The sequence below is a fragment of the Ruegeria sp. BH8 genome (assembly GCF_056538065.1).
Map to the genome: position 1 here is coordinate 275526 of NZ_JBQFSP010000001.1, position 25553 is coordinate 301078.

At 58.1% G+C, this 25553-nt stretch carries 26 protein-coding genes, 1 tRNA gene and 1 pseudogene; 7 read left to right on the top strand and 21 right to left on the bottom strand.

Annotation, left to right across the window (positions count from 1 at the left end):
- Positions 1-49: 49 nt before the first annotated feature.
- From ACR0AD_RS01370 to ACR0AD_RS01400, 7 genes are read right to left on the bottom strand one after another with little or no spacing between them, the layout of a single operon-like run.
- Positions 50-982 (bottom strand): AEC family transporter, encoded by a 933-nt coding sequence (locus ACR0AD_RS01370; RefSeq protein ID WP_480486182.1) that lies wholly within the window; start codon positions 980-982, stop codon positions 50-52.
- 33 nt (positions 983-1015) lie between these two features.
- Positions 1016-1834 carry an MBL fold metallo-hydrolase gene (locus ACR0AD_RS01375; protein WP_267362766.1) on the bottom strand — a complete coding sequence of 273 codons (819 nt, stop codon included), beginning with the start codon at positions 1832-1834 and terminating at the stop codon, positions 1016-1018.
- Complete coding sequence (locus ACR0AD_RS01380; protein WP_480481764.1) at positions 1831-2637, bottom strand: TatD family hydrolase; 807 nt, start codon at positions 2635-2637, stop codon at positions 1831-1833. The genes ACR0AD_RS01375 and ACR0AD_RS01380 overlap by 4 nt, the downstream gene beginning before the upstream one ends.
- Positions 2634-3755: a DNA polymerase III subunit delta' gene (locus ACR0AD_RS01385; protein WP_480486180.1), complete on the bottom strand. Its 1122-nt coding sequence runs from the start codon at positions 3753-3755 to the stop codon at positions 2634-2636. Before ACR0AD_RS01385 ends, ACR0AD_RS01380 begins: the two co-directional genes overlap by 4 nt.
- A 3-nt stretch (positions 3756-3758) precedes the next feature.
- Positions 3759-4385, bottom strand: a complete 627-nt coding sequence (gene tmk / locus ACR0AD_RS01390; RefSeq protein WP_480486178.1) for a dTMP kinase — start codon at positions 4383-4385, stop codon at positions 3759-3761.
- Entirely contained in the window at positions 4382-5548 is a 1167-nt protein-coding gene (locus ACR0AD_RS01395; protein WP_480486176.1) for a D-alanyl-D-alanine carboxypeptidase family protein, read from the bottom strand. Before ACR0AD_RS01395 ends, tmk begins: the two co-directional genes overlap by 4 nt.
- A gap of 16 nt (positions 5549-5564) precedes the next feature.
- Positions 5565-6845 (bottom strand): SPOR domain-containing protein, encoded by a 1281-nt coding sequence (locus ACR0AD_RS01400; RefSeq protein ID WP_480537462.1) that lies wholly within the window; start codon positions 6843-6845, stop codon positions 5565-5567.
- A gap of 202 nt (positions 6846-7047) precedes the next feature.
- Here ACR0AD_RS01400 and ACR0AD_RS01405 point away from each other — a divergent pair.
- Positions 7048-7137 (top strand) — tRNA-Ser (locus tag ACR0AD_RS01405).
- Between the two features lie 375 nt (positions 7138-7512).
- Here the strand turns inward: ACR0AD_RS01405 and ACR0AD_RS01410 are convergent.
- Genes ACR0AD_RS01410 through ACR0AD_RS01420 form a run of 3 tightly spaced genes read right to left on the bottom strand, consistent with a single transcriptional unit; the run spans position 7513 to position 10177 of the window.
- The gene (locus tag ACR0AD_RS01410; RefSeq protein ID WP_480486173.1) at positions 7513-9192 is read right to left on the bottom strand and encodes a recombinase family protein; all 1680 of its coding nucleotides are present in this window, start codon (positions 9190-9192) and stop codon (positions 7513-7515) included.
- Positions 9189-9605, bottom strand: a complete 417-nt coding sequence (locus tag ACR0AD_RS01415; protein ID WP_480486172.1) for a DUF2924 domain-containing protein — start codon at positions 9603-9605, stop codon at positions 9189-9191. Before ACR0AD_RS01415 ends, ACR0AD_RS01410 begins: the two co-directional genes overlap by 4 nt.
- Positions 9602-10177 carry a DUF3489 domain-containing protein gene (locus ACR0AD_RS01420; protein WP_480556305.1) on the bottom strand — a complete coding sequence of 192 codons (576 nt, stop codon included), beginning with the start codon at positions 10175-10177 and terminating at the stop codon, positions 9602-9604. The genes ACR0AD_RS01415 and ACR0AD_RS01420 overlap by 4 nt, the downstream gene beginning before the upstream one ends.
- A gap of 119 nt (positions 10178-10296) precedes the next feature.
- Between ACR0AD_RS01420 and ACR0AD_RS01425 the strand changes: the two genes are divergently transcribed.
- The 4 genes and pseudogenes from ACR0AD_RS01425 to ACR0AD_RS01440 form a co-directional block, all read left to right on the top strand.
- Positions 10297-11691 carry a site-specific DNA-methyltransferase gene (locus ACR0AD_RS01425; protein ID WP_480486171.1) on the top strand — a complete coding sequence of 465 codons (1395 nt, stop codon included), beginning with the start codon at positions 10297-10299 and terminating at the stop codon, positions 11689-11691.
- Positions 11684-12115, top strand: coding sequence for a DUF5681 domain-containing protein (locus ACR0AD_RS01430; RefSeq protein WP_480486170.1), 432 nt, complete (start codon positions 11684-11686; stop codon positions 12113-12115). The genes ACR0AD_RS01425 and ACR0AD_RS01430 overlap by 8 nt, the downstream gene beginning before the upstream one ends.
- Positions 12102-13580, top strand: a complete 1479-nt coding sequence (gene terL / locus ACR0AD_RS01435; RefSeq protein WP_480486168.1) for a phage terminase large subunit — start codon at positions 12102-12104, stop codon at positions 13578-13580. Before ACR0AD_RS01430 ends, terL begins: the two co-directional genes overlap by 14 nt.
- Before the next feature lie 153 nt (positions 13581-13733).
- A pseudogene (locus ACR0AD_RS01440) lies at positions 13734-14549 on the top strand (transposase); the annotation flags it as partial.
- On the opposite strand, the gene ACR0AD_RS01445 reads toward ACR0AD_RS01440, so the two are convergent.
- Genes ACR0AD_RS01445 through ACR0AD_RS01455 form a run of 3 tightly spaced genes read right to left on the bottom strand, consistent with a single transcriptional unit; the run spans position 14487 to position 17137 of the window.
- Positions 14487-15140, bottom strand: a complete 654-nt coding sequence (locus ACR0AD_RS01445; protein ID WP_480556307.1) for a dihydrodipicolinate synthase family protein — start codon at positions 15138-15140, stop codon at positions 14487-14489. The pseudogene ACR0AD_RS01440 and the gene ACR0AD_RS01445 sit on opposite strands and share 63 nt — an antisense overlap.
- Positions 15141-15150: 10 nt before the next feature.
- Positions 15151-16401 carry an NAD(P)/FAD-dependent oxidoreductase gene (locus ACR0AD_RS01450; protein WP_480481752.1) on the bottom strand — a complete coding sequence of 417 codons (1251 nt, stop codon included), beginning with the start codon at positions 16399-16401 and terminating at the stop codon, positions 15151-15153.
- Positions 16402-16429: 28 nt separating this feature from the next.
- The gene (locus ACR0AD_RS01455) at positions 16430-17137 is read right to left on the bottom strand and encodes an SDR family oxidoreductase (RefSeq protein ID WP_480476254.1); all 708 of its coding nucleotides are present in this window, start codon (positions 17135-17137) and stop codon (positions 16430-16432) included.
- A gap of 122 nt (positions 17138-17259) precedes the next feature.
- Between ACR0AD_RS01455 and gcvA the strand changes: the two genes are divergently transcribed.
- On the top strand, positions 17260-18132 hold the full coding sequence (gene gcvA / locus ACR0AD_RS01460) for a transcriptional regulator GcvA (protein ID WP_480476256.1): 873 nt from the start codon (positions 17260-17262) through the stop codon (positions 18130-18132).
- A 664-nt stretch (positions 18133-18796) separates the two neighbouring features.
- On the opposite strand, the gene ureG is transcribed toward gcvA, so the two are convergent.
- From ureG to ACR0AD_RS01500, 8 genes are read right to left on the bottom strand one after another with little or no spacing between them, the layout of a single operon-like run.
- On the bottom strand, positions 18797-19447 hold the full coding sequence (gene ureG, locus ACR0AD_RS01465; protein ID WP_480481751.1) for an urease accessory protein UreG: 651 nt from the start codon (positions 19445-19447) through the stop codon (positions 18797-18799).
- Positions 19444-20115 (bottom strand): urease accessory protein UreF, encoded by a 672-nt coding sequence (locus tag ACR0AD_RS01470; RefSeq protein ID WP_245220424.1) that lies wholly within the window; start codon positions 20113-20115, stop codon positions 19444-19446. The genes ureG and ACR0AD_RS01470 overlap by 4 nt, the downstream gene beginning before the upstream one ends.
- Complete coding sequence (gene ureE, locus ACR0AD_RS01475) at positions 20081-20533, bottom strand: urease accessory protein UreE (RefSeq protein WP_209504410.1); 453 nt, start codon at positions 20531-20533, stop codon at positions 20081-20083. Before ureE ends, ACR0AD_RS01470 begins: the two co-directional genes overlap by 35 nt.
- Before the next feature lie 18 nt (positions 20534-20551).
- The gene (gene ureC, locus ACR0AD_RS01480; RefSeq protein ID WP_209504409.1) at positions 20552-22261 is read right to left on the bottom strand and encodes an urease subunit alpha; all 1710 of its coding nucleotides are present in this window, start codon (positions 22259-22261) and stop codon (positions 20552-20554) included.
- Positions 22261-22566 (bottom strand): urease subunit beta, encoded by a 306-nt coding sequence (locus tag ACR0AD_RS01485; protein WP_209597619.1) that lies wholly within the window; start codon positions 22564-22566, stop codon positions 22261-22263. The genes ureC and ACR0AD_RS01485 overlap by 1 nt, the downstream gene beginning before the upstream one ends.
- Positions 22563-22724: a peptidase M23 gene (locus ACR0AD_RS01490; protein WP_209504407.1), complete on the bottom strand. Its 162-nt coding sequence runs from the start codon at positions 22722-22724 to the stop codon at positions 22563-22565. The genes ACR0AD_RS01485 and ACR0AD_RS01490 overlap by 4 nt, the downstream gene beginning before the upstream one ends.
- Before the next feature lie 16 nt (positions 22725-22740).
- Entirely contained in the window at positions 22741-23043 is a 303-nt protein-coding gene (locus ACR0AD_RS01495) for an urease subunit gamma (protein ID WP_209504406.1), read from the bottom strand.
- A 1-nt stretch (position 23044) separates the two neighbouring features.
- Complete coding sequence (locus ACR0AD_RS01500; RefSeq protein WP_480486166.1) at positions 23045-23980, bottom strand: urease accessory protein UreD; 936 nt, start codon at positions 23978-23980, stop codon at positions 23045-23047.
- Between the two features lie 281 nt (positions 23981-24261).
- Between ACR0AD_RS01500 and urtA the strand changes: the two genes are divergently transcribed.
- A complete protein-coding gene (gene urtA, locus ACR0AD_RS01505; protein WP_209504405.1) occupies positions 24262-25542 on the top strand; it encodes an urea ABC transporter substrate-binding protein in 1281 nt (426 codons plus the stop codon).
- The last annotated feature ends 11 nt before the right edge of the window (positions 25543-25553 follow it).

Here is a 25553-nt window from a genome sequence, read left to right on the forward strand (position 1 = left end):
ACACGAAATGCGTTAGGTGCCTCTGTGCGAACCGAAGTCAACACTACTGTTAGCCCAGAACCGTTAGCCAAAGCCAGACAGTCAGGATAGATGTGGCTGTCCCAATGAGAACAGCCGAAGCTGCCACCCGCTTGGCGCGGCCATACATGTTAGCAAAGATATAGGCGTTGAACCCCGGCGCCATGGCTGCGTTCAACACGCCCGAGCGGAACAGGTCCTGAGGCAGCCCTGTGGATTTGCCGAATATCCACACAAGGCTGGGATGCAGCATCAGCGAGATACAGCAAACAAAAGCGATGGTGCGCAGATCGCCTTCGGGTTTGTATTTGACCAGTACCCCGCCCAGTGCAAACAGGGCGCCAGGCAGGGCGGCCCGCGTGATCAGACCAAGGGCTTCGTCCACCACAGCCGGGATGTCCAAACCGGATAGATTAACCACGAATCCCAGTGCAATACCAAGGATCAGCGCGTTCTTGAACATTGCCGACAGAACAGAACGCGCCATGCGTACGCCACCGTTTCCGCGATTGCGGACAACCTCCATCACCGTGATCCCTACGCCGTAACAAAACGGGGAATGGAAGGCGATAATCGCATAGTTGCCTGTCAGGTTCTCGGGACCATAAGCGCGTTCGGTAATCGGCAATCCCAGCAGAACCGAGTTAGAGAACAGGCAACAAAACCCGATTGCCACGCAGTCTTCCCATTCGCGGCCGAAAATGATGCGCGCACCAAAAAGACCAGCGATGAAACACAAGGCGGCGGCGGAATAGAAACTGGCCAAAAGCCGGGGATCGAAACTGGCGCTGAGGTCCAGATGCGCGATGGCAAGAAACAACAGGCATGGGATCGCGAACCCTTGAGTAAATCTCATCAGCCCGTCGACATGGTCTTCTTTGAAATATCCTGTTCGTGTTGCCGTGTAGCCGGCACCGATCACAAGAAAGACAGGAAGAATGACGTCAATCAGACTTTGCAGCATTTGGCCCCCGTGCAACGGCCAGGTTGCGATATCTTATGCAAAAGGAACAGGGGCCTGAAACGCGTGATGTATCACCATCCCGTCATAGGCGGGGGTGATATTGTCCGGAGTTTCTGCATCGAGGGTCATATAATCCAGATCGATGTGCATGTTGGTTAGAATCGCCTGTTTTGGTTGCAGCTTCTCAATCCACTCAAGCGTTTTTTCCAGATGTGCATGTGTGGGATGAGGGCTTCGGCGCAGGGCGTCGATTATAAGATATTCCAACCCTTCCATTTCAGGCCATGCGTCGTCGTATATTTCGGCAACATCCGGCAAATAGGCGAGCCGTCCCATGCGAAAACCTAGAGAATCTATCGAGCCGTGATTGACCTTGAATGGACGAAACGGAATGGGCCCGCCCGGTCCGTCGATTTCGAACGGCCCGTCGATGGACTTGAGGTCGAGGATCGGAGGATAAGGTGACCCTTCGGGTTGAATGAAGGCGTATCCAAACCGCCCCAGCAGGGCGTTCTGAGTATCACCATCAGCCCAGACCGGTACACGGGTTTTCATGTTGAACACGATCATGCGCAGGTCGTCGATTCCATGGACATGATCCGCGTGAGAGTGTGTATAGACTACACCATCAAGCCGCCCGGTGCCCGTGTCCAGCAACTGGCTGCGCATGTCCGGGGTCGTATCAATCAACACTGAGGTTGTGCCGCCGGGGCCGTCACGCTCGACAAGCAGGGAACAGCGCCGGCGAATGTTCCTGGGGTTAGCAGGATCGCAAGCACCCCAGTGGCCACCCAACCGGGGTACGCCGCCTGACGATCCGCAGCCCAGAATGGTAAATCGCAATTCGGTCATGCAGCGGCCCTGTTCGTTGCCGCCTTGCTGAACAGCCGGTCAAAGTTCGCCTGAGTTTGGGCGGCAAAAGCCGGATACTCCAGACCGAACACTTCAGCCCCTTTTCGGGCTGTATGTGCGGTATAGGCCGGTTCGTTTCGCTTGCCACGATAAGGGGGCGGCGCAAGATAGGGCGCATCGGTTTCCACCAGAATGCGATCCACCGGCGCGCTTGCGAAAATGTCGCGCAACTCCTGGCTTTTGGGAAAGGCCGCAATGCCGGACATGGACAGATAAAACCCAAGATCCAGCGCGGCTTTGGCCAACTCGGCCGAGGACGAGAAACAGTGCATCACGCAGGAATAGGGCGCATTGCGATACTCTTCGGCCAGAATTTGGGCCATATCGTCGTCTGCCGCGCGGGCATGAATGATCAAAGGCAACCCTGTGCGCTGGGCTGCTTCGATATGAATGCGCAGGGATTGCTTCTGAAGCTCAGCGCTGTCGGCGGTATAGTGGTAATCCAGACCTGATTCACCGATGCCCACAAATTTGGGATGTTGTGCCAGCGCAACCAATTCATCGACCGAGACCATAGGCTCGTCAGCGGCGCTCATCGGATGGGTGCCTGCGGCGTAGAATACCGGTGCATGGGCTTCGGCAATTGCACGGACTGCGGGTTCATTGCGCAGTTTGGTGCAAATCGTCACCATCCGGGTCACGCCAGCCTCGGCCGCGCGCGAGATGATGTCGTCCAACTGACCGTCAAAATCCGGGAAGTCCAGATGGCAGTGACTGTCGGTGATCTGGGGGGTGTCGCTCATCTGACCTGGCCGGCGGTTTCCTGTATCTTGAACACCGTATCTAGGACCAGAGCGGCAGGGTCAAGGTTCACCGCCTGACCATGTCGCGCGCGGGCTGTGATTGTCGCTGCGACTTCGGCCCAGCGACGGGCCTGATCCGAAGAATCCGACAGTCTGGCCAGCGTTTCAGCTTCGTTCGGGGCGGCCTCAGAGGTCGGCGGTGCTCCGGTTGCCCCGGTCAGGGCCAGCCGAGACAAGGCGATATCGATCAGTGTCAGCAGCAGATCAAAGCGCTCGGCCGCGCCGCGTTGTGCCGCGGCCTCGGCCAGGGCCAGCGCGCGCTGCCGGTCCAGGCGGGGCAGGGTGCCCAGAATGGCAATCAGTTCGGCATAGATTTCAAGTCCGCCCAGATTGATCAGGCGAACGGCCTCCCCGACCGAGCCAGCGGCCAATGCGGCGAGATATTCGGGATGCGTCGGTAAGGTCGTCCCGGTTTGCGACAGCGCGTCCTGCATATCCTCGGCACTCAGGGACCCAAGACGCAAGGTCCGGCACCGAGAGCGGATGGTCGGCAACAAGCGCGAGGGTTGGTGCGATACCAGCAAAAGAGTTGTACGCGCCGGAGGCTCTTCCAGCATCTTCAGCAAAGCATTGGCGGCGCTGACATTCATCTCATCCGCCGAATCCACGATTACAATCCGGCGCCCACCATCGGCAGAGGACAGGCCAAAGAACTTTCCCAGCTTTCGGATGTCGTCCACAACGATTTCGTTGCGCAGCCGCCCCTGATCATTCAGCGACCGGGCTATCGCGGCCAATCCCGGCTCGGCCCCGGCCAGAATGCGACGTGACACCGGGTGGTCGCGATCAATGTCGAGCGTCTCTGGCGGTGGCGGCGCGCCAAACAGCCCACCGTCGTTTGCCAAAGGTGTTGCCAGCAAGAACCGCGCAATCCGCCAGGCCAACGTTGCCTTGCCGACGCCACGCGGCCCGGTCAGCAACCAGCCGTGGTGCAGCCGGTCCGAGTTGTAGGCGGTCAGAAACGCCTGTTCCGCCGCATCCTGACCAAAAAGCCGGACGGTCTCGCGGGGATGCGGCGCACCGGGCACCTGATCCGGAGAGGGGATTTCGTCATTCATCGTCTATCGCAAAGCAGCCTGGACGATTTCTGTCACATCCTGCGCAACGCTGTCCATGTCCCGGTTACCGTCCACCACGCGGAAACGGTCGGAAAACTCATGGGCCAGTGCCAGAAAGCCAGCCCGCATTTTCCTTTGTAGGTCCGGGCCGAAATCTTCGAACCGTTCTTCCGCGCCTTGCCGCCCTTTGGCGCGGGACAGGCCGGTATCGGGGTCCATGTCGATCAGCAGCGTCAAGTTCGGCTCGCGCTTGATCATCAGGCTGTGCAGCTGATCAACAAGGCCGCGCAGATCGCCCCGCGACAGGCCCTGATACATACGTGTGCTGTCGGCAAAGCGGTCGCAGATCACCACTTGCCCTGCGGCAAGTGCGGGTTCGATCGTACGTTCCAGATGGTCGCGGCGGGCGGCCGTGAAAAGCAGGATTTCCGTTTCGGCCGACCAGCGGTCGGGATCACCTTCCAATACCAGGCTGCGGATTTCCTCCGCGCCGGGTGAGCCGCCCGGTTCACGCGTCAAAACGACCTCATGACCCTGCGCCCGCAGTTGATCCGCCAGCATCCGCGCCTGAGTTGACTTGCCTGATCCGTCAATGCCTTCGAAAGTCAGAAATAACCCCGCCTTGGTCACATCGACTCCAGTGGGTTATTGATCACGTCTTTCAGAACTATGCCGCCAACGGTCAGCATACGGACGACAAATCCACCAATTGCAACGTCTTCCGCTGCCACCAGTGGACGTCGAATTTCCGGCAATCCTTCAGGCTTGATGACAAGTTCGGCCAGTTGCTGGCCTTTCTTGACCGGCGCATTGATAGGACCCTGATAGACAACTTCAGCCTTGACGTTTTGTGTGCCCAGAACCGGAAACAGAACCGTCAGATCGCCGTCAGGTACAAGACCAACAGTCTTTTTCTCGCCCATCCACAGCTTGGCTTCGGCTATCGGCGTTTCCGCGTTGGCAACTGTCCTCTCGACAAAATTTCGAAACGACCAGTTAACCACGGCCTCAGCCTCCTCTGCCCGTTGACCGGTGCTGTCCAGCCCGCTGAGGACAAAGATGACACGGCGATCGCCTTGTTTGGCAGACCCGACCAGGCCGTATCCGGCCTCCTGCGTGTGGCCGGTTTTCAGGCCATCCGCGCCAATGCTCAGTTTCAGCAATGGATTGCGGTTACGGGCATTCGACGGCGCACGGCCATCGAATTCGAATACCTCTTCTGAAAACAGGGGGTAGTATTCGGGAAAGTCGGTAATCAGCCTGTCGGCCAGAACCGCAAGATCATGAACCGACATCATATGTCCGGCGGCAGGCCAACCGTTCGAGTTCGCGAAATTCGAGTTGTTCATACCGATCTGCTTTGCGCGCTGGGTCATATAGCGGGCAAACCCGGCCTCTGTCCCGTCAGGGCTTAGCGCCTCGGCGAGGACCACGCAGGCGTCGTTGCCTGACAGAACGATGATGCCGCGCAGCAGGTCCTCGACCCGAACCCGGTCCTGCGTGTTCAGAAACATGGTCGAGCCGCCATAGCTCATCGCGTGTTCGGACACGGGCAGGGTTTCGTCCAGCGTCAGTCTTCCGTCACGCAGCGCTTCGAAAGCAACATACAGCGTCATGAGCTTGGACATGGATGCAGGAGGCAAGGGCTGATCGGCGTCTTTTGCCAAAAGCACCGTACCGGTGGTCTGATCGATCACATAAGCCGCGCGGGCGGATGTATCAAAAGCCTGAGCCGGGATTGCCAGTACAGCAAGCCCAATGGCCAGAACAGAAGTTCGCAATGAGGATAGCATGTTACGCCTCCTTGTATCAGTCGGACACGGTGAACGCATCTTTGAAACCAAGGTCCTTTACATCTTTTTGAATGGCCTTGCGTTCGGCCCGGGTTGCGGCAGGGCCAACCAGGACCCGCCATACTGTTTTGTTTTCGGTTTTCAGTTCCCGCACAACAGTCGACATGCCATTCCGGCGCACTTTCTCGGCGGCGGCATTCGCATTTGCTTCGACGCTGAACGTGCCGATCTGCACAAATGGTTTGCTCAGCGGAGACGCAGCGCCTGTTGCCGCCGCTGCGGCAGGAACCGCTTCGGTCGCGTCAATCGCGGATGCAGCGCCTTCGATGGGATCCAGTGGCGTTTCGGTGATCTCAGTGGGGTCTTTCTTTTGCCACCACTTCCGTTTTGCAGGCTTTTCAGCGGGGGCTTCGACCGGCGCGTCCGACAACGCCGGTGCAGCTGCGGCTGCCGCAACATCTGCGGCCACATCAGCACCGCCTGTTGCTGCACCCGCCGCAGCCACGGTGGCTCCCGCCGCTGCCGCTGCTGGCTCTTTTTTCTGCCACCACTTCCGCTTGGCGGGTTTTTCTTCAGCGGGCTCTGTTGGGTCCTCAGTGGCTGATGCCGCAGCTGTGGTCGTGTCCGTACCTTCGGTCGCTGCGTTGGCAGAACTTGCCGCATCCGCCGCAACCGCTGCCGAACCGGCTGCTGCCGCTGGCGCCTTCTTTTGCCACCATTTCGGCTTGGCCGGTTTTTCGGTATCTGCCGCGGATGGATCGCCGGTGGCCGCGGTGTCCGACACCGCAGCCGTATCTGCCGCCTCGTCTTCCGGTGTGGGCGCGTCCTCTGGTGGTGATTCCTTTACAGCTTCACGGCGCAAAGCGACCACACTGACCTTTGTCGGCGCGCCCGCCAGCATTCCGAGCTGTTCCGCAGCAGCAGATGACACCTGAAGCGCCGGGCCGGGCAGGTTGCGTTCACGTCGGAACAGGGCCCCTGTTACAGACTTGTTGTTTGCGGTGTTCGTAATTACGACACGCTCGGGCTGGGATACTTCCGGGTAGGCAACCCAGATCCCGCCCAGCGAGGGCCTGCCATCCCAAAGCCCCGCTTCGGTGACCTGAAAAACCTCGGGAGCTTCGACGTCACGCTGCGAGCCCGAGGCTACCTCGGGAAGGAGTTCGGTTTTGTTTGAGTTTTCTTCAGGTTTTTCAGCCTCTTGAAGAATATCTTCACACCCGCTTAAAACTGTCAAAGTCAACGCCAGATACGCCAACCGTTTCGGTCCCGGGCGTGTCATGATCGCTCGCTTCATCTGCTTATCCCTTGCCTGAAGGGGTCTCGTCCTCGGAACCCCGCTGCCGGTCTGCTGGTTCTGCTTGCCAGCCTGTTTCGGTCTATTTCGGGGATCATAACGCGGCTGAAGAGTCATGGAAAGACCGCTGCGCGGGCTTCGGCAAGAAATCCCGATTTCGACTTGCCTCTGGCCGAACTTGCGCTTAGACCCTGCCTTCGACGGGGAGGTGGCAGAGTGGTCGAATGCGGCGGTCTTGAAAACCGTTGGGCGTGAGAGCGTCCCCAGGGTTCGAATCCCTGTCTCCCCGCCACCCATACCCGTCTCACTTCAGTTGTGTTTTCTGACCCGGAATTGTGCCGCAATTTCCGCGAGTTGGCGCGTGCGCTTTCAATCAGAGACGGAGCAGACTGTACATTCAGAGCGCAATTCCGGCCGCAGTCTCAGTGCCGCATTTTGGCGGGGTCGCTTTGGGCTGGATTTCCCTGATACCCGGCAATTTACAGGGAATTTTCGTGAAACGGGTCTGAGTTCGGTCATTTCTCCTGTCAGAACTGCATGTTTTTCAGAGGTTTATGTTGCAAATTCCCTAAAAAGCGGAACAGGGAATTTTCTCGCGGGAACAGGGAATTGTTCCAGCGGATCAGGGAGGGCGAACCCTGTATCAGGGACGCAGGATCTGAAGCTATCAAAAGCCGAACTGGCGTTCCTGTTCGGACCAATTAAGTGGGTGGGTCACGCTGACCAGACGCTTGAGTGTGAGTTCGGGCGGTTGGGTCCCGTCTAGAATCGCGGCCTGAATCTTCGGGGAGAGAAACGCGAGCTGGGCGCGGGTGCGGATGAATGCGCCGGGAACGCTTTCACGGCGTGCAATTTCCATCAGTTGAATCCCGGCATTCAGATCGCGCGCCCAGCCATGGGCGCGGAGCAGCATGGACTGGAGGTGAGGATCGGGTTGGGGTGAAATGTCTCCAGCGATGATCTTGGCCTCGACACCGCGGCGGCGCAGATCGAAAGATGCGGTGACGTGGGTGAGATCCGGGTGCAGATGATCGGCCGCGATGCCAAGTGCGCTTGCCAGAGTTTTGGGGTTAAATTCGAGGTCGATCTGTCCTCGTGCAATTTTGCCTTTGGCCATAAGAGCAGCGCCGACCTGACCGCCTTGGCCTTGAAGCCGGGTTACTAAATCTGCAACTGTAGTCTGCACTGCATCGGCTGACCCGGCCTCCGGTTGCGCCAGTACTTGGTGCGCCGCGGCTGCGTCTTGCAGATGTCTGACGATGACATCAATGACTGCGTGTTCCAGCGCCGGGCCGGGCAGTCGCCAGCCGGAGAAATCCTTGCCACCCGAGATCAGTCGATTGGAGACGTAATAGCGCAACCGTCGGCCTTTGCGTGTGGTGTGGGTCGGCGTCAACCGATCACCTGTTTCGTCCTGTAGCAGACCGGTGAGCCAGGCGCCGGGGTCATTGGAGTGTTGGCGCGTATCAGAGCCGCCGCGTGCACGGGAGCGATTGGAGGCCTGTCGCATTTTTTCCTGTACCCGGTCCCAAACACGTTGGTCGATGATCGCCGTATGTTGTCCGTCCCAGTTCTTATTCTTGTGGCGAATTTTTCCGAGATAAACCGGGTTGCGCAGCAGGTAATAGATCTGACCGCGTGACAGCGGACAATCCCCTTTCATGCTTCCATCCGCCCGAACAACCCGTTTCGACCGCAGGTCTTCTGCCGTTGCCCGTTCTTCTACTTTGCGCAGGCAACCCAGCTCGTCATAAAGCCCAAAGAGATGCCGGACCGTTTTCGCTTCCTCTTCATTCACGACCAGCGTTCTTGCCTTCGGATCGGGGTGGCGGTCATAGCCGAGGGGCAGGTTGCCACCCATCCAAAGCCCCTTTTTCTTGGACGCCGCGATTTTGTCGCGAATACGTTCGGCGGTGACTTCCCGTTCAAACTGAGCAAAGGACAACAGCACATTCAGGGTCAACCGACCCATGGATGAGGAGGTGTTGAATGCTTGTGTGACGGACACAAAGGAACAGTTTGCCTGTTCCAGCCGTTCGATCAGCTTCGAGAAATCGGCAAGCGAGCGGGTCAGCCGGTCAATCTTGTAAACCACCACCATGTCAATACGCCCGGCATCGATCTCTTCAAGAAGGCGTTGAATGGCAGGGCGTTCGAGTGTACCGCCGGACAGGCCGCCGTCATCGTAGCGCCCGGGTAGTAGGGTCCAGCCTTCGTGTCGCTGGCTGGCGACATAGGCTGCGCAGGCCTCATATTGCGCATCCAGCGAATTAAAGTCCTGATCCAATCCATCTTCTGAGGACTTGCGCGTGTAGATGGCGCATCGGATTTTACGGCGCGGGCTCATTTGGCCGCCTTGCCGGTGAGCCCGAAGAAACGCGGCCCTGACCAATGCGCACCGGTAATCTCTCGGGCGATGGCCGAGAGCGAGTGATGGGACCGACTGTTCCAGACAAAGCCGTCCTCTGTAACGTCCACTACATGGGTCACGCCATTCCACTCGCGCAGCAGGCGCCCGCCGGGTTTAAGAGCAGGGCAGGCTGGCCGGGGTTTTTTCTCGGAACCCTTTTCCAGCGTGGCTTTGACCTGGCGGGGTAGCCCGCCATGACGGCGGGACTGCATCTCAAAGGCGATAAAACGGCGCAGGAAGGGTTGGCTGAGCATGGCGGGGGCTGGTTGATCAAACAGTTTCTGCCAGAGCGTGACCAGATCCGATCGACCCATGGCGGCGAGATCGGCGACATCGCTCGTCTTGGTCATGACGTTTCTCCAGTTCCCGCCGCCAGATGATATGTGGATGCTCCATTTGGTTTGTCGGAGGTCCGCCGTTCAATCGTCGCGCCTTTCTTCCGAAACCCACTCAATGCCGCTCGGACCGAATGAGGCTGCCACCCCGTTGCTTTGCAGAGCGCCTCAAGGCTGGCACCGTTCGGGCGATGCAACAAAGCTTGCACCTTGTCAATTTTGGTTTGTTTGGATTTGGACATGTATCGTCTCCTCTGATCTGGGGCTGGCGGAATGCCGAACCCCGGTACCGAGGAGCGCCCGAATGGCTCGGGCGTGGGTTCAGTGATGCGTGGTTCACAGCAACAGTCCAGCTCTTTCTGGGGCGATCTCTGGAGGGGTGTGTATTGCAGGGCGTTGCTGCCGTACCCCCGATTATTCGTCAACAATCTTAATTGGTTACTTTTTTGTTTGGGGGTTGCAATTGCAAAAGCCCGTGCATAGATTCTAGCCAGCCCTGCAAGGGACAAGGTCCCACGGGGAGGTGAATACATCTCCCAGGCAGCATTCGGCGCCGCATTTCTTGAAGCGGATAAGACCGAGAGCATTCGAAGGGGCAACGAACCGGATCGATTGGTCCGGAGAGTTGCTACTCGTGCTCTCTCCGAATTCCCAACACGATCCTTTCTTGTCGACGCTAACAAGCGTCAAACGAAAGGAGGCGGCTATGTCTGCCAAAAAACCACAGAGCGACGCCAAGGCGTCCAACACGCCGATCTGGATGGCGGACAAAGTCGTCCAATCTCAGATCAGCCAAATCAAGCCCTACGCCAACAACAACCGCGTGCACGCGGCCAAGAATATCGACAAGCTGAAAGCGTCGGTGGGCAAGTTTGGCTTTGTCACTCCGATCCTGTTGGATGGTTCGGGCACAATCATCGCGGGCCATGGCCGCTATGAAGCCGCTAAGGCTCTGTGGTTGATGTCCGTGCCGACTGTTGTCGCGGATCACTTGTCAGACGCGGAAGTGCGCGCTCTGCGCATTGCGGATAACAAGCTGGCGGAATTGTCCGACTGGAACGAAGCGGCGCTCCAAATTGAGTTTGCCGAGCTGATGGATCTCAGCCTAGATGGCGAGCTGGACTTTGATCTGGACATCACCGGTTTTGAGACACCGGAGATCGACATCATCATCGATGGCGCGGATGAGGCCACGGAGACTGGAGCGGAAACTGTTGAGACTCCGGACCCTGCGGCACCTGTAGTCACGCAGCCGGGCGACCTCTGGATTCTTGGAGATCACCGCATCTTCTGCGGAGATGCCCTGCAAGCGCAAAGCCACCTCACCTTGCTGGAAGGCGAGAGTCCGCAGATGGTGTTCACCGATCCTCCTTATAACGTACCGGTCAATGGGCATGTCCGTTGCGGCATCGGCGGCGATCATCGCGATTTTGCCATGGCGTCGGGAGAAATGTCGGACAGCGAGTTCCGCAGCTTTCTCTCGGACGTGAACAACCGGCTGTTTGACTGTCTGCCGGATGGGGGCATCGCAATGATCTGCATGGACTGGCGTCACATCGAAGAACTGATTGCAACGGGCAAGGCAGGAGGCTTTGATCTCATCAACCTCTGCGCGTGGAACAAGACAAACGGAGGCATGGGCAGCCTTTACCGGTCCAAGCACGAGCTGGTTTGCATCTTCAAGAAGCCCGGTGCACCGCATATCAACAATGTCGAGTTGGGCAAACACGGGCGCAACCGGACCAATGTTTGGGATTATGCGGGCGTGAACAGCTTTGGGGTAGGGCGCGAAGCGGACCTTGCGGATCATCCCACGGTTAAGCCGACAGCTTTGGTGGCAGATGCCATCATGGATGTGAGTCATCGCGGCGATGTTGTGCTGGACGCCTTTGGCGGTTCTGGCGCGACCTTGCTGGCAGCGGAGAAAACAGGACGCCGGGCGCGGCTGATTGAGCTCGACCCGGCCTATGTCGATGTCGCCATCCGCCGCTGGCAGGAGATGACCGGTGAGAGTGCCGTGCACGCGGTAAAAGGCCAGACGTTCGATGCGCGTTCTGCGGCAACCGATGCCCCCCTAGAGCAAGAGGTGGGCCATGTCTGACGATACGAAAGACTACGAGGTTGGTTACGGCAAACCGCCCAAAGCGACCCAATTCAAGAAAGGCCGATCTGGCAATCCGAAAGGTCGGCCGAAAGGTGCCAAAGGGGTGAATGCCAGCTTGAAACGCGAACTGGAAACCAAGATCACAGTCCGCGAAGGCAACCACGAAATCCGGATTTCCAAGGCGGAGGCAGTTGCCAAGCGGCTCACGGCAGGCGCGTTGAAGGGCGACACGAAATTGTTGATGGCGCTGCTGAAGCTGGACACAGATCTGTTCAACACAAGTGAATTGGGCGCGCAAGAAAGCGTCCGTGCGTTTGAGCCGGACGCTGTCGACTACGACATCCTCCGGGATTTCTTTTCCAGTCACCCGGATGGTGACGGCGGTCCGGAAGATGAGGAGGCCAATGATGACGGCTCCTGATCCAAAAATGGTCCTGCAAGCCGCGCGCGAGGTTTGCCGGGATAATTTCTTTCCCTTTGTGTGGCGTGTGTTTGACACGCTGCATCAAGGGACTGACCGCAGCTTTGATCCAGCCTGGCATGTGCGCGCCATGTGCCATGAGTTGGACAACGTTCGCGTCGGCGAGAACAAACGATTGATCATCAACATTCCGCCGCGGTGCCTGAAATCCGTAACAGTGGCCGTTGCGTATGTTGCCTATCTTCTCGGGCATAACCCCAGCGCCAAAATCATTGTTGCCAGCTACGGGCTGGATCTGGCACGCAAACATTCCGAGGATTGTCGTCGGATCATGTCTGCGCGCTGGTACCGGGGAATGTTCCCTGAAACGGTCTTGGCTAAAAAGGGCAACACCTCAGAAGAAATCCGCACCACAAAGGGAGGCAGCCGTAAGGCTGTCTCCATCGGAAGTTCTGTGACTGGACATGGCGCTGACTACATCATCATCGATGACCTGCTGAAAGCCGGCGATGCGGGCTCCGAAGCTGAACTGGTCAAGGCACAGGAGTTCATTGAGGGGACCTTGCTGTCGCGCTTTGACAACCCGTCCGAAGGGCGTGTGGTTATGGTTGCACAGCGGTTGCACGAGATGGATCCGCCGGGTTATCTGCTGGACCGCGGTACCTATCGGCACCTGAACCTGCCTGCCATCGCCGAAGACCATGAGACAGTGCCTCTTGGGCGTGGAAGGGTCATGTGCCGCAAACCGGGTGATCTCCTTTGCCCGTCCCGTTTGGATCAGGACACGCTGGATACCAAGCGTCGTGAAATGGGCGCAGCCGTGTTCAATTGCCAGTATCAGCAGAACCCCATTGCTCCCGACGGGTCACCCCTGCGCTGGGAGTGGTTTGGTACCTACAAGACTATCCAAGATCGCCGCTGGTATCAGCTTGTCGTTCAAAGCTGGGATACGGGGATGTCTGCGGATCCCAGGTCCGACTTCTCGGTCTGTACAACCTGGGGGTTCCGCGAAAACGCGTGGTACCTTCTTGACGTCTGGCGTGGGCAGGTGGACTACCCAGGCCTGAAAGCCAAGGCACTGCAGCTTGTCCGCGATTGGGATCCGGATCGAGTTCTGATCGAAGATGCCGCTTCTGGCAAACCGCTTCTGGACGAATTGTTTCGTGATGACCGCCGGCGCTATGAACGCATTAGACCTGACAAGGACAAGGAAACCCGGTTCCAGTCCGCGTGCGGTCCTGTCGAAGAGGGCAAGGTGTACCTGCCTGCAGACGCGCCCTGGCTGGCGACGTTCAAACGCGAATTGCAGTCCTTTCCACGCGGTCGCAATGACGATCAGGTCGACAGCTTTGCCCACTTTGTGAACTGGTCCAAGGGACCGGGCTTCTACCGGGCGCTAGGCCATGATCATCAGATAAACATCGAACGTCGCGAGCGCCGTCGCGAGCGGATCAGACGGCGGTAGAACAGGAATCAAAGTTCGAGGCCGGTAGTCGGCCTTGAACCGCCCAGCGAAACCTTGGCCATTGGGCCCGAAAGGGCGTATTTTGTTGAAAAACTCGGGCTTGATCGGTTGGTAAGTTGCTGATTCAATTCTTCCTAAAGGGAGGGATCAGCCATGATGGGACCGAGACAGGAAGCGCAAGCGTCGCTGTTTTACGAGTTCTCGCTGGAGGATCATGTCCCGCAAGACCACCTTTTGCGCTCGATTGATAGGTTCGTCGATCTGGGCAGCATTCGCGCGCACCTTACGGATTTCTAAAGCCACACGGGCCGGCCCTCCGTCGATCCCGAACTGCTGATCCGCATGCTGTTGGTTGGCTATTGCTTCGGTATTCGATCCGAGCGACGGCTCTGCGAAGAGGTGCATTTGAACCTGGCATACCGCTGGTTCTGCCGTCTCGACTTGAACGACCGGGTGCCAGACCATTCCACGTTTTCCAAGAACCGGCACGGCCGTTTCCGGGAAAGCGAACTGTTGCGTCGTCTGTTTGAGACAACTGTGGCACGCTGCATTGAGGAAGGTCTCGTCAGCGGCCAGCGCATGGCGATTGATGCCAGCCTGATCGAAGCCGATGCTAACAAACGGAACTCAACACCGAAGGAAGACTGGGACGCGGCAAGCATTGACCCGGCAGATGCGTCCCGCGCGGTCCGCGAGTATCTCGACACGCTGGACGAGGCGGCATTCGGCGCGGCCAGCGAGGTACAGCCCAAGTTCACCTCACATTCTGACCCCGCCAGCCAATGGACTGCAGCCCGCAAAGGCCCTGCATTCTTCAGCTATTCCGACAATTATCTGATTGATACGGATCACGGTGTAATCGTCGATGTCGAAGCCACCAGATCAATCCGACAGGCAGAAGTCGGTTCAACAAAGACGATGTTGAACCGGGTCAAAGACAAGTTCGACCTGCACCCAGAACATAAAGTCCAAAGCGATGTCGTCCGAGCCTGAGATCAGTTGGATCTTGCCTTCATACCGAGTGGCAATATCGATTGCGCGCTGCAACACACCCGAGCTCTCCTTGATTCCGATGACACGCGGGTTGTCTGCGAAGTGATCCATCAGCTCGAAACTGATATCGCTGCCGTCCTTGGCCGGGTAACTGTAAAGCACCAGATTCACATCAACCTCGGCCAGCACAGTTTCATAGTGCCTGATCAGTTCGTCCTGCGTCGGACGGGTGTAGAAAGGCGGCGCCAACAGCACGTTGTCATAGCCGATCTCCTTGGCCATGGCGGTCTGTTCGATCACTTGCCGTGTAGCGGGCGCGTTGGTGCCGGCGATCAGAATCTCGTCATCGTTGGCGAACTCCTTGACGAATTGCAGAACCTGCTGCCGTTCCTCGGTCGACTGGCTGAAATATTCGCCGGTCGAGCCATTTGGCACCCAGCCCGTCACGCCCGCATCCCGGAAATGGGTCAGGAGGGTTTCGAAGGCGTCAAAGTCGATCTTGTTCGCCGCATCAAACGGTGTGACCAAGGCGGGCATGACACCCGAGAGTTTCACATTGTAGCTCATCTCAACTTCCTCAGATTACGGCGCGTTCGATGACGCGTTCGCCTTTGGCAAAGCGCTCATAGAGAAACGGTGACAGGTCCATCGAACGAAATTCGCCATAGATGATTTGCTCGGCGACACCCCGACCTACTGCGGGGCCTTGTTGCGATCCATGCCCTGATGATCCGTTGGTAAAATGGAAATTCGACACCTCGTCATGCGGACCTATCACCACGTTGAAATCGAACGTGTTGAAATCGTAGTGCCCAATCCAATAGTCGATGACTTCAACATCCTTGAACTGTGGAATACGGTTGCGGATGATCGGGTGAACCTTGTCTTCCCAGATGGTTTCCTCTGCCGAAAAGTCGTCTGGGTCGACGGTTGCATCCTCGCCCAGAGGCGGACAGCCAACCAGGTAATCATCGCCGAATTGTCGGAAATGCACGCCTGTCGGGTCGATGGTCAGGGGCAGGTCGCGATCCAGCGGTTTTTTGGCGCGGAAAATGAACGTATAGCGCCGCTTGGCTTGAATATCGAGTTTGACACCGGCCATACCGGCGATCGTTCCGACACGGGTTCCTGCGGCATTGACGATGGCGCCCGCCGCAATGACTTCGCCTGTGGCGAGGGTCACGCCGGTTACCTTGTTGCGGTCGCGCGTGATCGCGGTGACTGTGTTCTGAACATAGTCGACACCGCCTTCGACCGACTTTTTGATAAGCCATTCGATCATCAGAGGGGCGTTGTAATAGCCTTCGTCGACGGTGTTCAGGCTGCCCGCTTCGATGTCATCGAGGTTGTAGAACGGATACGCTGCCGCAATCTCTTCGGGCGCCACCATTTTGGTGCCTGCACCACATTCCTCCTGAACGCTTTGGTCCCGTTGCAGAACCTTGGTCAAATCCGGGGAGTCAGAGAGATAGAGATAACCGAAGTTGCGGATGCTGAGTTCGGGCACCTTCGGGTCACCGCCCAGGTTTTTGCGAAAATCGCGCACGAACTCTGCCGCGTACTGCCCAATCTTCACGTTGATTGGGTTGGCAAACTGCTGGCGCATGCAGTTGTTCGAGGCCCCGGTCTGGGCCTTTGAGAAGGTCGGGTCGGGCTCAACCACAAGAACCTTGCCCTTGAAGTCAGGATTCGAGGCCAGAAACCACGCAGTGCAGGCCCCCATCGTGGCACCGCCGATAATCACGACGTCATAGGCATCATGCTTCGGGGTTGCTGAAAACACAGGGAGATCCATCTCCCAAGAGGAGTCTTTCGAAGTCGGTTTCATGATTTTGTCTTTCGCGCTGGAACTCGGATCAGACCGAGCGTGTAATGCCGCCATCCACGCGGATGTTCTGGCCAGTTATATAGGCGCCGCCTTCCGAGGCCAGGAAAGCCACGGTCGCGGCAACTTCGTCATACGATTTGCCGTACCGCTCCATTGGGATCTTCGCCAGGAAATCCGGGTTTTCCGGCAGGCTGTCGATGAAGCCCGGCAAGACGTTGTTCATACGAACGTTGTCGGCGGCGTATTTGTCCGCAAACAGCTTGGTATAGGCCGCAAGCCCCGCTCGCATCACGCCCGAGGTCGGGAAAACCGCATCGGGTTCAAACGCGGCAAAGGTCGAGATGTTGATGATCGTGCCCGACTTCTGTTCAAGCATAATCGGCGCTACAATCCGCGTGGCACGTACAGAGTTCAGGAAGTAAACCTCCATGCCCTCATGCCAGTCGCCGTCGCTGATTTCCAGCACCGGCGCCCGCGGACCGTGACCGGCCGAGTTGACCAGCACATCGACGCGACCCCATTTCTCCATGGCCGCATCGACGAGCTTCTGCATGTCCGCGCTGGATTTGTTGGTGCCGGTCACGCCGATACCGCCCAATTCCTGTGCCAGAGCCTCGCCCTTGCCCGACGAAGACAGAATGGCGACATTGAAGCCGTCAGCCGCAAGCCGACGGGCGCTGTCTGCTCCCATGCCGCTGCCGCCGCCCATAATGATCGCTACTTTCTTGTCAGCCATTTTCCGTCTCCGTGAACCTCGTTGTATCCGTCTGGGTCCAACATCGGGCCTATCACAGCATTTGACCAATCAGTAATTCTGTCTTAACGCTGTAGAAATTCTACTCCCTTGGAGCAAGTACCATGCGCAAGCTACCACCATTGAACTCTTTGAAGGCTTTCGAGGCTTCGGGGCGTCATCTAAATTTCCGGCTTGCCGCGGAAGAGCTTGGTGTCACCCAGGGTGCCGTTGCGCAACAGGTGCGCGCGCTTGAAGAGTTGTTGAAAATCAAACTGTTTGAACGACAAGCCCGCGGATTGTCATTGACGGATGAAGGCCGGAAATACCTTCCCCCGATCCGCCGCGCCTTCGAGATGATGGCCGAAGCAACAGCCAATCTGTCGCCTCAGGACACCGTGGTGACAATCAGCTCAACCCCCTCTTTTGCAACAAAGTGGCTGGTGCCAAAACTGGGGACACTTGCCCTGGATCACCCCGAGATTCGCGTTCGCATGGACGCATCGAACGCGCTTGCGAATTTCCAGACAGATGGAGTCGACATTGCGATCCGTCAGGGCAAGCCCCCCTTCGGGCCGGGCCTTCTGGCGGAGCCGCTGTTCAATGCAGAGCTGATTGCGGTCTGCCATCCGGACCTTGCCGATGGCTCTAACTCGATCCGTTCCCCACAAGACCTGTTGACCCAGGTACTGCTGGAAGACACTCATGGCCAATGGCCCCTGTTTCTCGAAGCCGCACTTGGCGATCAGCCTGTTTCGGCTCTCAAGACAATGGCGTTCAGCCAAACGTCGCTCGCGATTGATGCTGCAATTGCCCGACAAGGCGTGGCGCTGACGAACCGGGAATTTGTCGAAGCTGATCTTCAATCTGGCCGGCTTTGCCAGCCGTTCGATATCTCGGTGACGACGGAAGAGGGATATTACGTGGTGGCCCCTCGAGCCCCCAGGAAACCTGAAGTTGTGGCAACAGTCAGGAATTGGTTGAAGGAACAAGCGTAGCTCGCAGGGCGGAAGAGCGCTCAAGTCCGCCGCCTCGTTCCAAAGCAATTGTGGCGCGTGATGATTCCCCGACTTTCTCACCTTTTTTGCAATCGACAGCATTGTCCGCTCTTCTGAACTCCGCCTGTATTCGAGCTTTGCTCGCGCAGCGAATGTCTCCTCTGATGAGCCGCACCGCAGCGATGGTGATCAAGGTCGAACGACGGCTATGGGCCGATTTCGCCCACAAGTTCGGACGTTCTGAGGACTCGGGTACTCAGACTTAGCTGCTTCAAATGACTAGGTTCCTTGGCCGCCCAAACACGTCGCCTAGTGTCTAAAGTCCAATGCTCAGGCGGGTTCTATACTTTGGCCATATCCCATAAACTGATCAACATGGTCAGGTTACGCCAACAAATTTTGAAGTGGAAAACTGAGGCAAGGCGAAGACTGGTTGCAAGTACTGGTGGACCCTTCGAGCAACGAGACAAACGAGCTCTTTCGGAGACTTGCCGAAGATAACCCATTGATGACGATTGCGTTCATCCTCGGGGGGTGTCGGCACGACACCTTGCGGTGGAGCACTGTATCGGCGATCGGGCCGGTTCGCCGCGCCCAAGAACGAAATTGTGAGCGGACTACGAGCTACATGGTTCGGTCGTCATTCCGCCGTCAAAGGCACACGTCAACCGCCAGAAGCCTCTGCAACACATCCATCTGCAATTTTCAGACCCCCAATCTGCGCTAACAAACTGACGATCGCGTCAACGCCCGTTCGGTGGCGTAGGGCCGAAAACACGAAAGGTCGGCCCTTTCGAATTTGCGTGGCGTCGCGCTCCATCACTTCGAGCGACGCGCCGACATTGGGGGCGAGATCTGTTTTGTTGATGATCAGAATGTCCGATTTCGTTATCGCAGGACCGCCCTTGCGCGGAATTTCCTCACCCGCTGCAACGTCGATCACGTAGAGTGTCAGGTCCGCCAGTTCCGGGCTGAATGTGGCCGACAAATTGTCGCCGCCGCTTTCGATCAGAACTATATCCAAGCCGGGGTGACGGGCCTGCATCTCTGCCACGGCGGCCAGATTGATCGAGGCATCCTCGCGGATCGCGGTATGCGGGCAACCGCCGGTTTCGACACCGATAATCCGGTCCCGGGGCAGAATCTGCATCCGCATCAACGCTTCGGCATCCTCTTGCGTATAAATGTCGTTGGTGATGACACCAATCGAAAAGGCCTCGCCCAGGGCCTCTGCCAAAGCGGCAGTCAGGGTCGTTTTACCAGCGCCAACCGGGCCGCCGATACCAACGCGCAGGGGGCCGTTCATACTGCTCATGTTCGGAATATCCTTGAATATTGAGTTTCATGTTTCATCGACAAGATATCGGACAGGAATGCGGTTGAACCCAGTTCATCAAGGCCCGTGTGTTGTGCTGTTTCCGCAATCGAAGTGCAGAGCGGGGTCAGATCACGAATCAGCCGCTGAGCATCGGTCTGTCCCAAAGGGACAAGGCGGGTTGCGCAGGCCACAAGATTGCTCATGAAGGCCTGAAGGAACATCTGCGACACCAGCGGGCGCGGCAGATTCTGCATCCGCGCGGCACGGCCCACCGCGACCGGGTAGGTGAGGCGCCGCAGGTCGAGCCCCCAGATATCTCCGGTCACGGATCCGAAAGCCTGACCCAGAAGGTCGGATTCCATCAGCCGTTCCGACCCGGCGCAAAAGGCGCGGGCGGAGGCATCGATTCGGGCCAACGCGGCCCTGTCATCGGCGTTATACGCGGCCACAAGAAATAGCGCGTCATTCCAGCCCGAGCCATGTTGCAGTATCGTGGCGACCCAGTCGCCTGTCTGGTTTGCGCTGGCGACCCGGCCCAGTTCAATCGCTGCCTCCAGCCCGTGGGAATAGGCGAAGCCCCCAACCGGATAGGCGGGGGACAACCATTGGGTCAGTGTCAGGATGTCAGAGCTAGTGGGCGTGACCATGGGTCCTGCCGTGGCCATAGGCCCCGCCTTCGGGGGTGAAGGGTTCGACGACTTCGCGAATATCGGCCCCCAGTTTCATCAGCATGTCGCGAATGACGTGATCGCGCTGGATCAGCAGCCTGTCAGATTCGATTTGGCAGGGTGTGTGTCGGTTGCCGATATGCCAGGCAAGGCGCAGCAGGTGGTCACCCTTTACCTCCAGCAGCTCTTCGGGGGCCGCGACGATTTCAATCTCACGACCGTCTTCCAATACCAGAACCCCGCCATGATCCAGCGATTTGGTGTTGGAGAGATCAACCAGAAACGCCTCGCCATCATCCGTGGCCAGCATCTTGCGGCGCAGGAAGCGGCCATCATAGTCCAGCGAGACCTGCGCATGAGCGGGTGCATGCGCATGGTCGTGGTAGATACGAGCGGTTTTGATCGCGGTGGTCATCTTGGTGCTCCTTGTATCTCAGAACATAAAGTATCGCTGCGCCATCGGCAGCACCTCGGCAGGTTGGCAGGTCAGCAATTCACCATCGGCGCGGACCTCGTAGGTTTCCGGGTCTACTTCGACATGGGGCGTCGCATCGTTTAGCGGCAAATTGCGTTTGCCAATCTCGCGTGTGTTCCGCACGGCGACTGTTTTCTTGGCCAGGCCTAGAGTTTCACCGATCCCGTCCGCCTGCGCTGCTGCCGAGACAAAGGTAATCGCCGAGTGCTCCACCGACCGCCCATAAGCCCCGAACATCGGACGGCTGTAAACAGGTTGCGGTGTCGGGATCGAGGCATTTGGGTCGCCCATCTGCGCGCAGGCAATTGTACCGCCCAGCAGAACCATCTCGGGTTTCACGCCGAAAAAGGCCGGGTTCCACAGGACAAGATCGGCGCGCTTGCCTACCTCGATGCTGCCGATTTCATGGCTCAGACCGTGGGCAATCGCCGGGTTGATGGTGTACTTGGCGATGTAACGGCGGACCCGCAGGTTGTCGTTTTCACCGGTTTCCTCGGTCAGACGCCCTCGCTGTTTCTTCATCTTGTCGGCGGTTTGCCATGTGCGGATCAGCACCTCTCCGACCCGGCCCATGGCCTGGCTGTCAGACGCGATGATCGAGAACGCACCCATGTCGTGCAGGATATCCTCGGCCGCGATGGTCTCGCACCGGATGCGGCTTTCGGCAAAGGCTACGTCCTCGGGGATGGACTTGTCGAGGTGATGGCAGACCATCAGCATATCCAGATGTTCCTCGACCGTGTTTACAGTGAAAGGTCGCGTCGGGTTGGTCGAGGAGGGAAGAACGTGATTCTCGCCACAAATCTTGATGATGTCAGGGGCATGGCCGCCACCTGCGCCTTCGGTGTGGAAGGCGTGGATGGTGCGTCCTTTCATGGCGGCGACAGTGTTTTCGACGAAACCGGATTCGTTCAGAGTATCGGTGTGGATCATCACCTGTACATCCATCGAATCGGCCACCGACAGGCAGCAGTCGATGGCGGCAGGGGTCGTGCCCCAATCCTCATGCAGTTTCAGAGCGCAGGCCCCGGCATTGACCTGTTCCTCGAGCGCAGCTGGCAATGAGGCGTTGCCCTTGCCCGCAAAGGCGAGGTTCATCGGGAAGGCATCCGCCGCCTGCAACATCCGTCCGATATGCCAGGGGCCGGGGGTGCAGGTGGTGGCCAGCGTGCCATGGGCCGGACCCGTGCCGCCGCCTAACATGGTGGTCAGGCCGGAATGCAGCGCGTCTTCGATCTGCTGAGGGCAAATGAAGTGGATATGGCTGTCGAACCCGCCTGCGGTCAGGATGCGCCCCTCGCCCGCGATGGCTTCGGTGCCGGGGCCGATGATAATGTCGACACCTGGCTGCGTGTCGGGGTTCCCCGCCTTGCCGATCCTGGCGATACGCCCGTCTTTCAGACCGACATCCGCCTTGTAGACACCCGAATGATCCACGATCAGCGCATTGGTGATGACTGTATCCACCGCCCCCTTGTCCCGTGTGACCTGAGACTGCCCCATCCCGTCGCGGATCACTTTCCCGCCGCCGAACTTGACCTCTTCGCCATAGATGGTCAGATCGCGTTCGACCTCGATGATCAGGTCGGTATCGGCCAGCCGCATTTTATCGCCGGTGGTGGGGCCGAACATGGCGGCATAGTCGGAGCGTTTGATTTTTGCTGGCATCACAACGCCCCCATGACCTTTTGATTGAACCCATAGACCTTGCGTGCGCCGCCGATCGGGATCAGCGAAACCTCGCGTTCCTGTCCCGGTTCGAACCGCACGGCGGTGCCGGGGGCGATGTCCAGACGCAGGCCATGGGCGGCAGCGCGGTCGAATTCCAGCGCCGGGTTGGTCTCGGCAAAATGATAGTGCGAGCCGACCTGAATCGGGCGGTCGCCAGTATTGGCGACCATCAGCGTCAACGGCTCGGCGCCCAGGTTGAACGTGATTTCGCCTTCAGCGGGGAAATGCTCGCCGGGGATCATTTGTTTAGCTTCACCATCAAGGCAACAGCAGCCAACGCGACAATCGCGAGGCCCACGGCCAGAGCGGCATAGTCCGTGCCATGCGCGTGGATATGCGTGCCGTTATGCGCGGCGGCGGGGCCAGCTAGGATCAGAACAGGGAAAAGCATGCGGGTCATATCAGTGTTCCTTTTTTTAGCGAATAGGGTTGTGAACGGTCACCAGCTTGGTGCCGTCGGGAAAGGTGGCCTCAACTTGAACCTCGTGAATCATCTCGGGGACGCCTTCCATGCATTGCGCGCGGGTGATCACCTCGGCCCCGGCTTGCATCATATCGGCGACCGACCGCCCGTCGCGTGCGCCTTCAACCACGGCGCTGGTGATAAGGGCAATCGCCTCGGGATGGTTCAGTTTGACACCACGGGCCAGTCGTTTACGGGCAACTTCAGCGGCCATGGCGACCAGCAGTTTGTCTTTTTCACGGGGAGTCAGGTTCATGTCAGATTGTCCAGCATCTTGGAAGCGAGTCGTTGTTCAGTCGCCGAAGCACGGGCATCAGACTTCGGCGCAGGGCATACCCGTTCTTGGCCAGCAGTCGGACGACCAGCAGGTCAGGTTGAAACAGGCTGGCCCCGGCGGTATCGGGCAGCATCTGGCGGATTGCCTTCAGATGCCCTTCGGCCCTGATCGAGGCAAATGCGACTAAGGCCATCGCGCCCGCGCCATCTGCAATGTGCTGACGGGCCAGATGCGCGCTAAGGTCGCCGGTGAACCGGGTGGCGTCCAGAAACACCATCCTTTCGTTGCGCCGAATCTCGATCCGATCGCTGAGGCGGATATCCGTCAGAGTTTCACCCATCGCGGTACGACCAAAGATCAAAGGTTCAACCATAAGGGCCGAGGCATCCTCGGCCAAATCAATACGCAAGCGCCGGTTTAATGCGCTGCCACTGTACAGGATCGTCTCTTGCGGAAGCCAGTTCAGCCTTGCCTGCGGACCGGCGGTTAAAGTGTTGACGATGCGTGCGGCCTGACCGGGTTGTGCTTTGTATGCCCGCTCACAAGCCTGCGTGGTCACTGTCAGTTCGGTGCCCCGGCCTGCGCGGCCTGAAAACCGGAAATCATCACCGCCAGTAACACCACCAGCCGTGTTCAAAAGCACGGCGTCCAATTGGCTGCCGTGTCCGCGTGGGAAGAGACATTTGAACGAACCCGCCGGCCGCAAGCGATCAATCACACTGCGCCCGTGGAACAGTTTGGCCGACAGCGTAACCCGGCCTTCAGCGCGTGGCGGTCTCGCATGTGACGCCGACGATATGGGCGTGAATTGAGTGATGGCAGCGGCTTTCGCGTCATGAACGTTTGGCGCTTTTTCACCTTTGGGATGTCGAAACTCTATCGACAGGTGCAGATTTTCGACCAAGTCCCGTACCATAAGTGCAATTTTTAATCACGCATGCAGCATGTAGATCAAAAATCGGGCATATCAGTCCACTTTGCCAGAATGCTATTGGGCCAGATTTGCCTATTTCGCTGCAATGCAGAATCGATGTGGGGCCTGCCGGGCTAACGACCGCCGGGGGTGTGTGACGGCTGCGCGAATTGGACCTCGGACACAACCGCCACACGTAACGCAACATACAGTTGCGGGGATCAGGTAGTAGAAGACAGCGTGTCAACGCAAGGCTTCTGTGCCCGCCCCGCCAGGAGAATTACATGACATCTCTCAAATCCACGCTCTTCGGATCGGTTGTCTTTGCCGCCATGGCAACGGCCGCTCTGTCTGCTGAAGACACGATCAAAGTCGGCGTACTGCACTCGTTGTCAGGCACTATGGCGATTTCGGAAACCACGCTGAAAGACACGATGTTGATGCTGATCGACCAGCAGAACGCCAAAGGCGGCCTGCTGGGCAAGCAGCTTGAGGCAGTTGTGGTTGATCCTGCATCCGACTGGCCGCTGTTTGCGGAAAAAGCGCGTGAGCTACTGACCGTGCATGAGGTGGATGTGATCTTTGGCAATTGGACGTCCGTCAGCCGCAAATCGGTGCTGCCGGTGATTGAGGAACTGAACGGCCTTCTGTTTTATCCGGTGCAGTATGAGGGTGAAGAAAGCTCGAAAAACGTCTTCTATACCGGTGCCGCGCCGAACCAACAAGCGATCCCGGCGACCGACTATTTCCTCGACGAGCTTGGCGTTGAGAAATTCGCGCTGCTTGGCACAGACTATGTCTATCCCCGCACCACCAACAATATCCTCGAAAGCTATCTGAAGCAAAAGGGCATCGCGGACGGTGATATCTTCGTCAACTACACGCCCTTTGGCCATTCCGACTGGTCCAAGATCGTGGCGGATGTGGTTGCGCTGGGTGCGGATGGTAAGAAGGTCGGAGTGATCTCAACCATCAATGGCGACGCCAACATCGGCTTCTACAAGGAACTGGCTGCGGCTGGCGTCTCGGCGGATGACATTCCGGTCGTTGCGTTCTCGGTCGGAGAGGAAGAACTGTCGGGCCTGGATACAACCAACCTTGTGGGCCATCTGGCTGCTTGGAATTACTTTCAGTCGGCGGATACCGACGCCAACACTGAATTTGTTGAAACATGGAAAGCTACCATGGGCGAAGACCGGGTGACCAACGACCCGATGGAGGCACATTACATCGGTTTCAACATGTGGGTTAACGCCGCGACCGAGGCCGGTTCGACCGACGTAGATGCCGTGCGCGCCGCGATGTACGGGCAGGAATTCCCGAACCTGACCGGTGGAACCGCTGTCATGCTGCCGAACCACCATTTGGCCAAGCCGGTTCTGATCGGTGAGATTCAGGAAGACGGCCAGTTCGACATCATCAGCGAAACCGACGTTGTGCCGGGCGACGCCTGGACCGACTTCCTACCGGAATCGGCGGTGCTGGTATCGGATTGGAAAGAGCTGGGCTGCGGTATGTACAACACCGAGACCGAGACCTGCGTTCAGACCCTGTCGAACTACTAACCGACACGCAA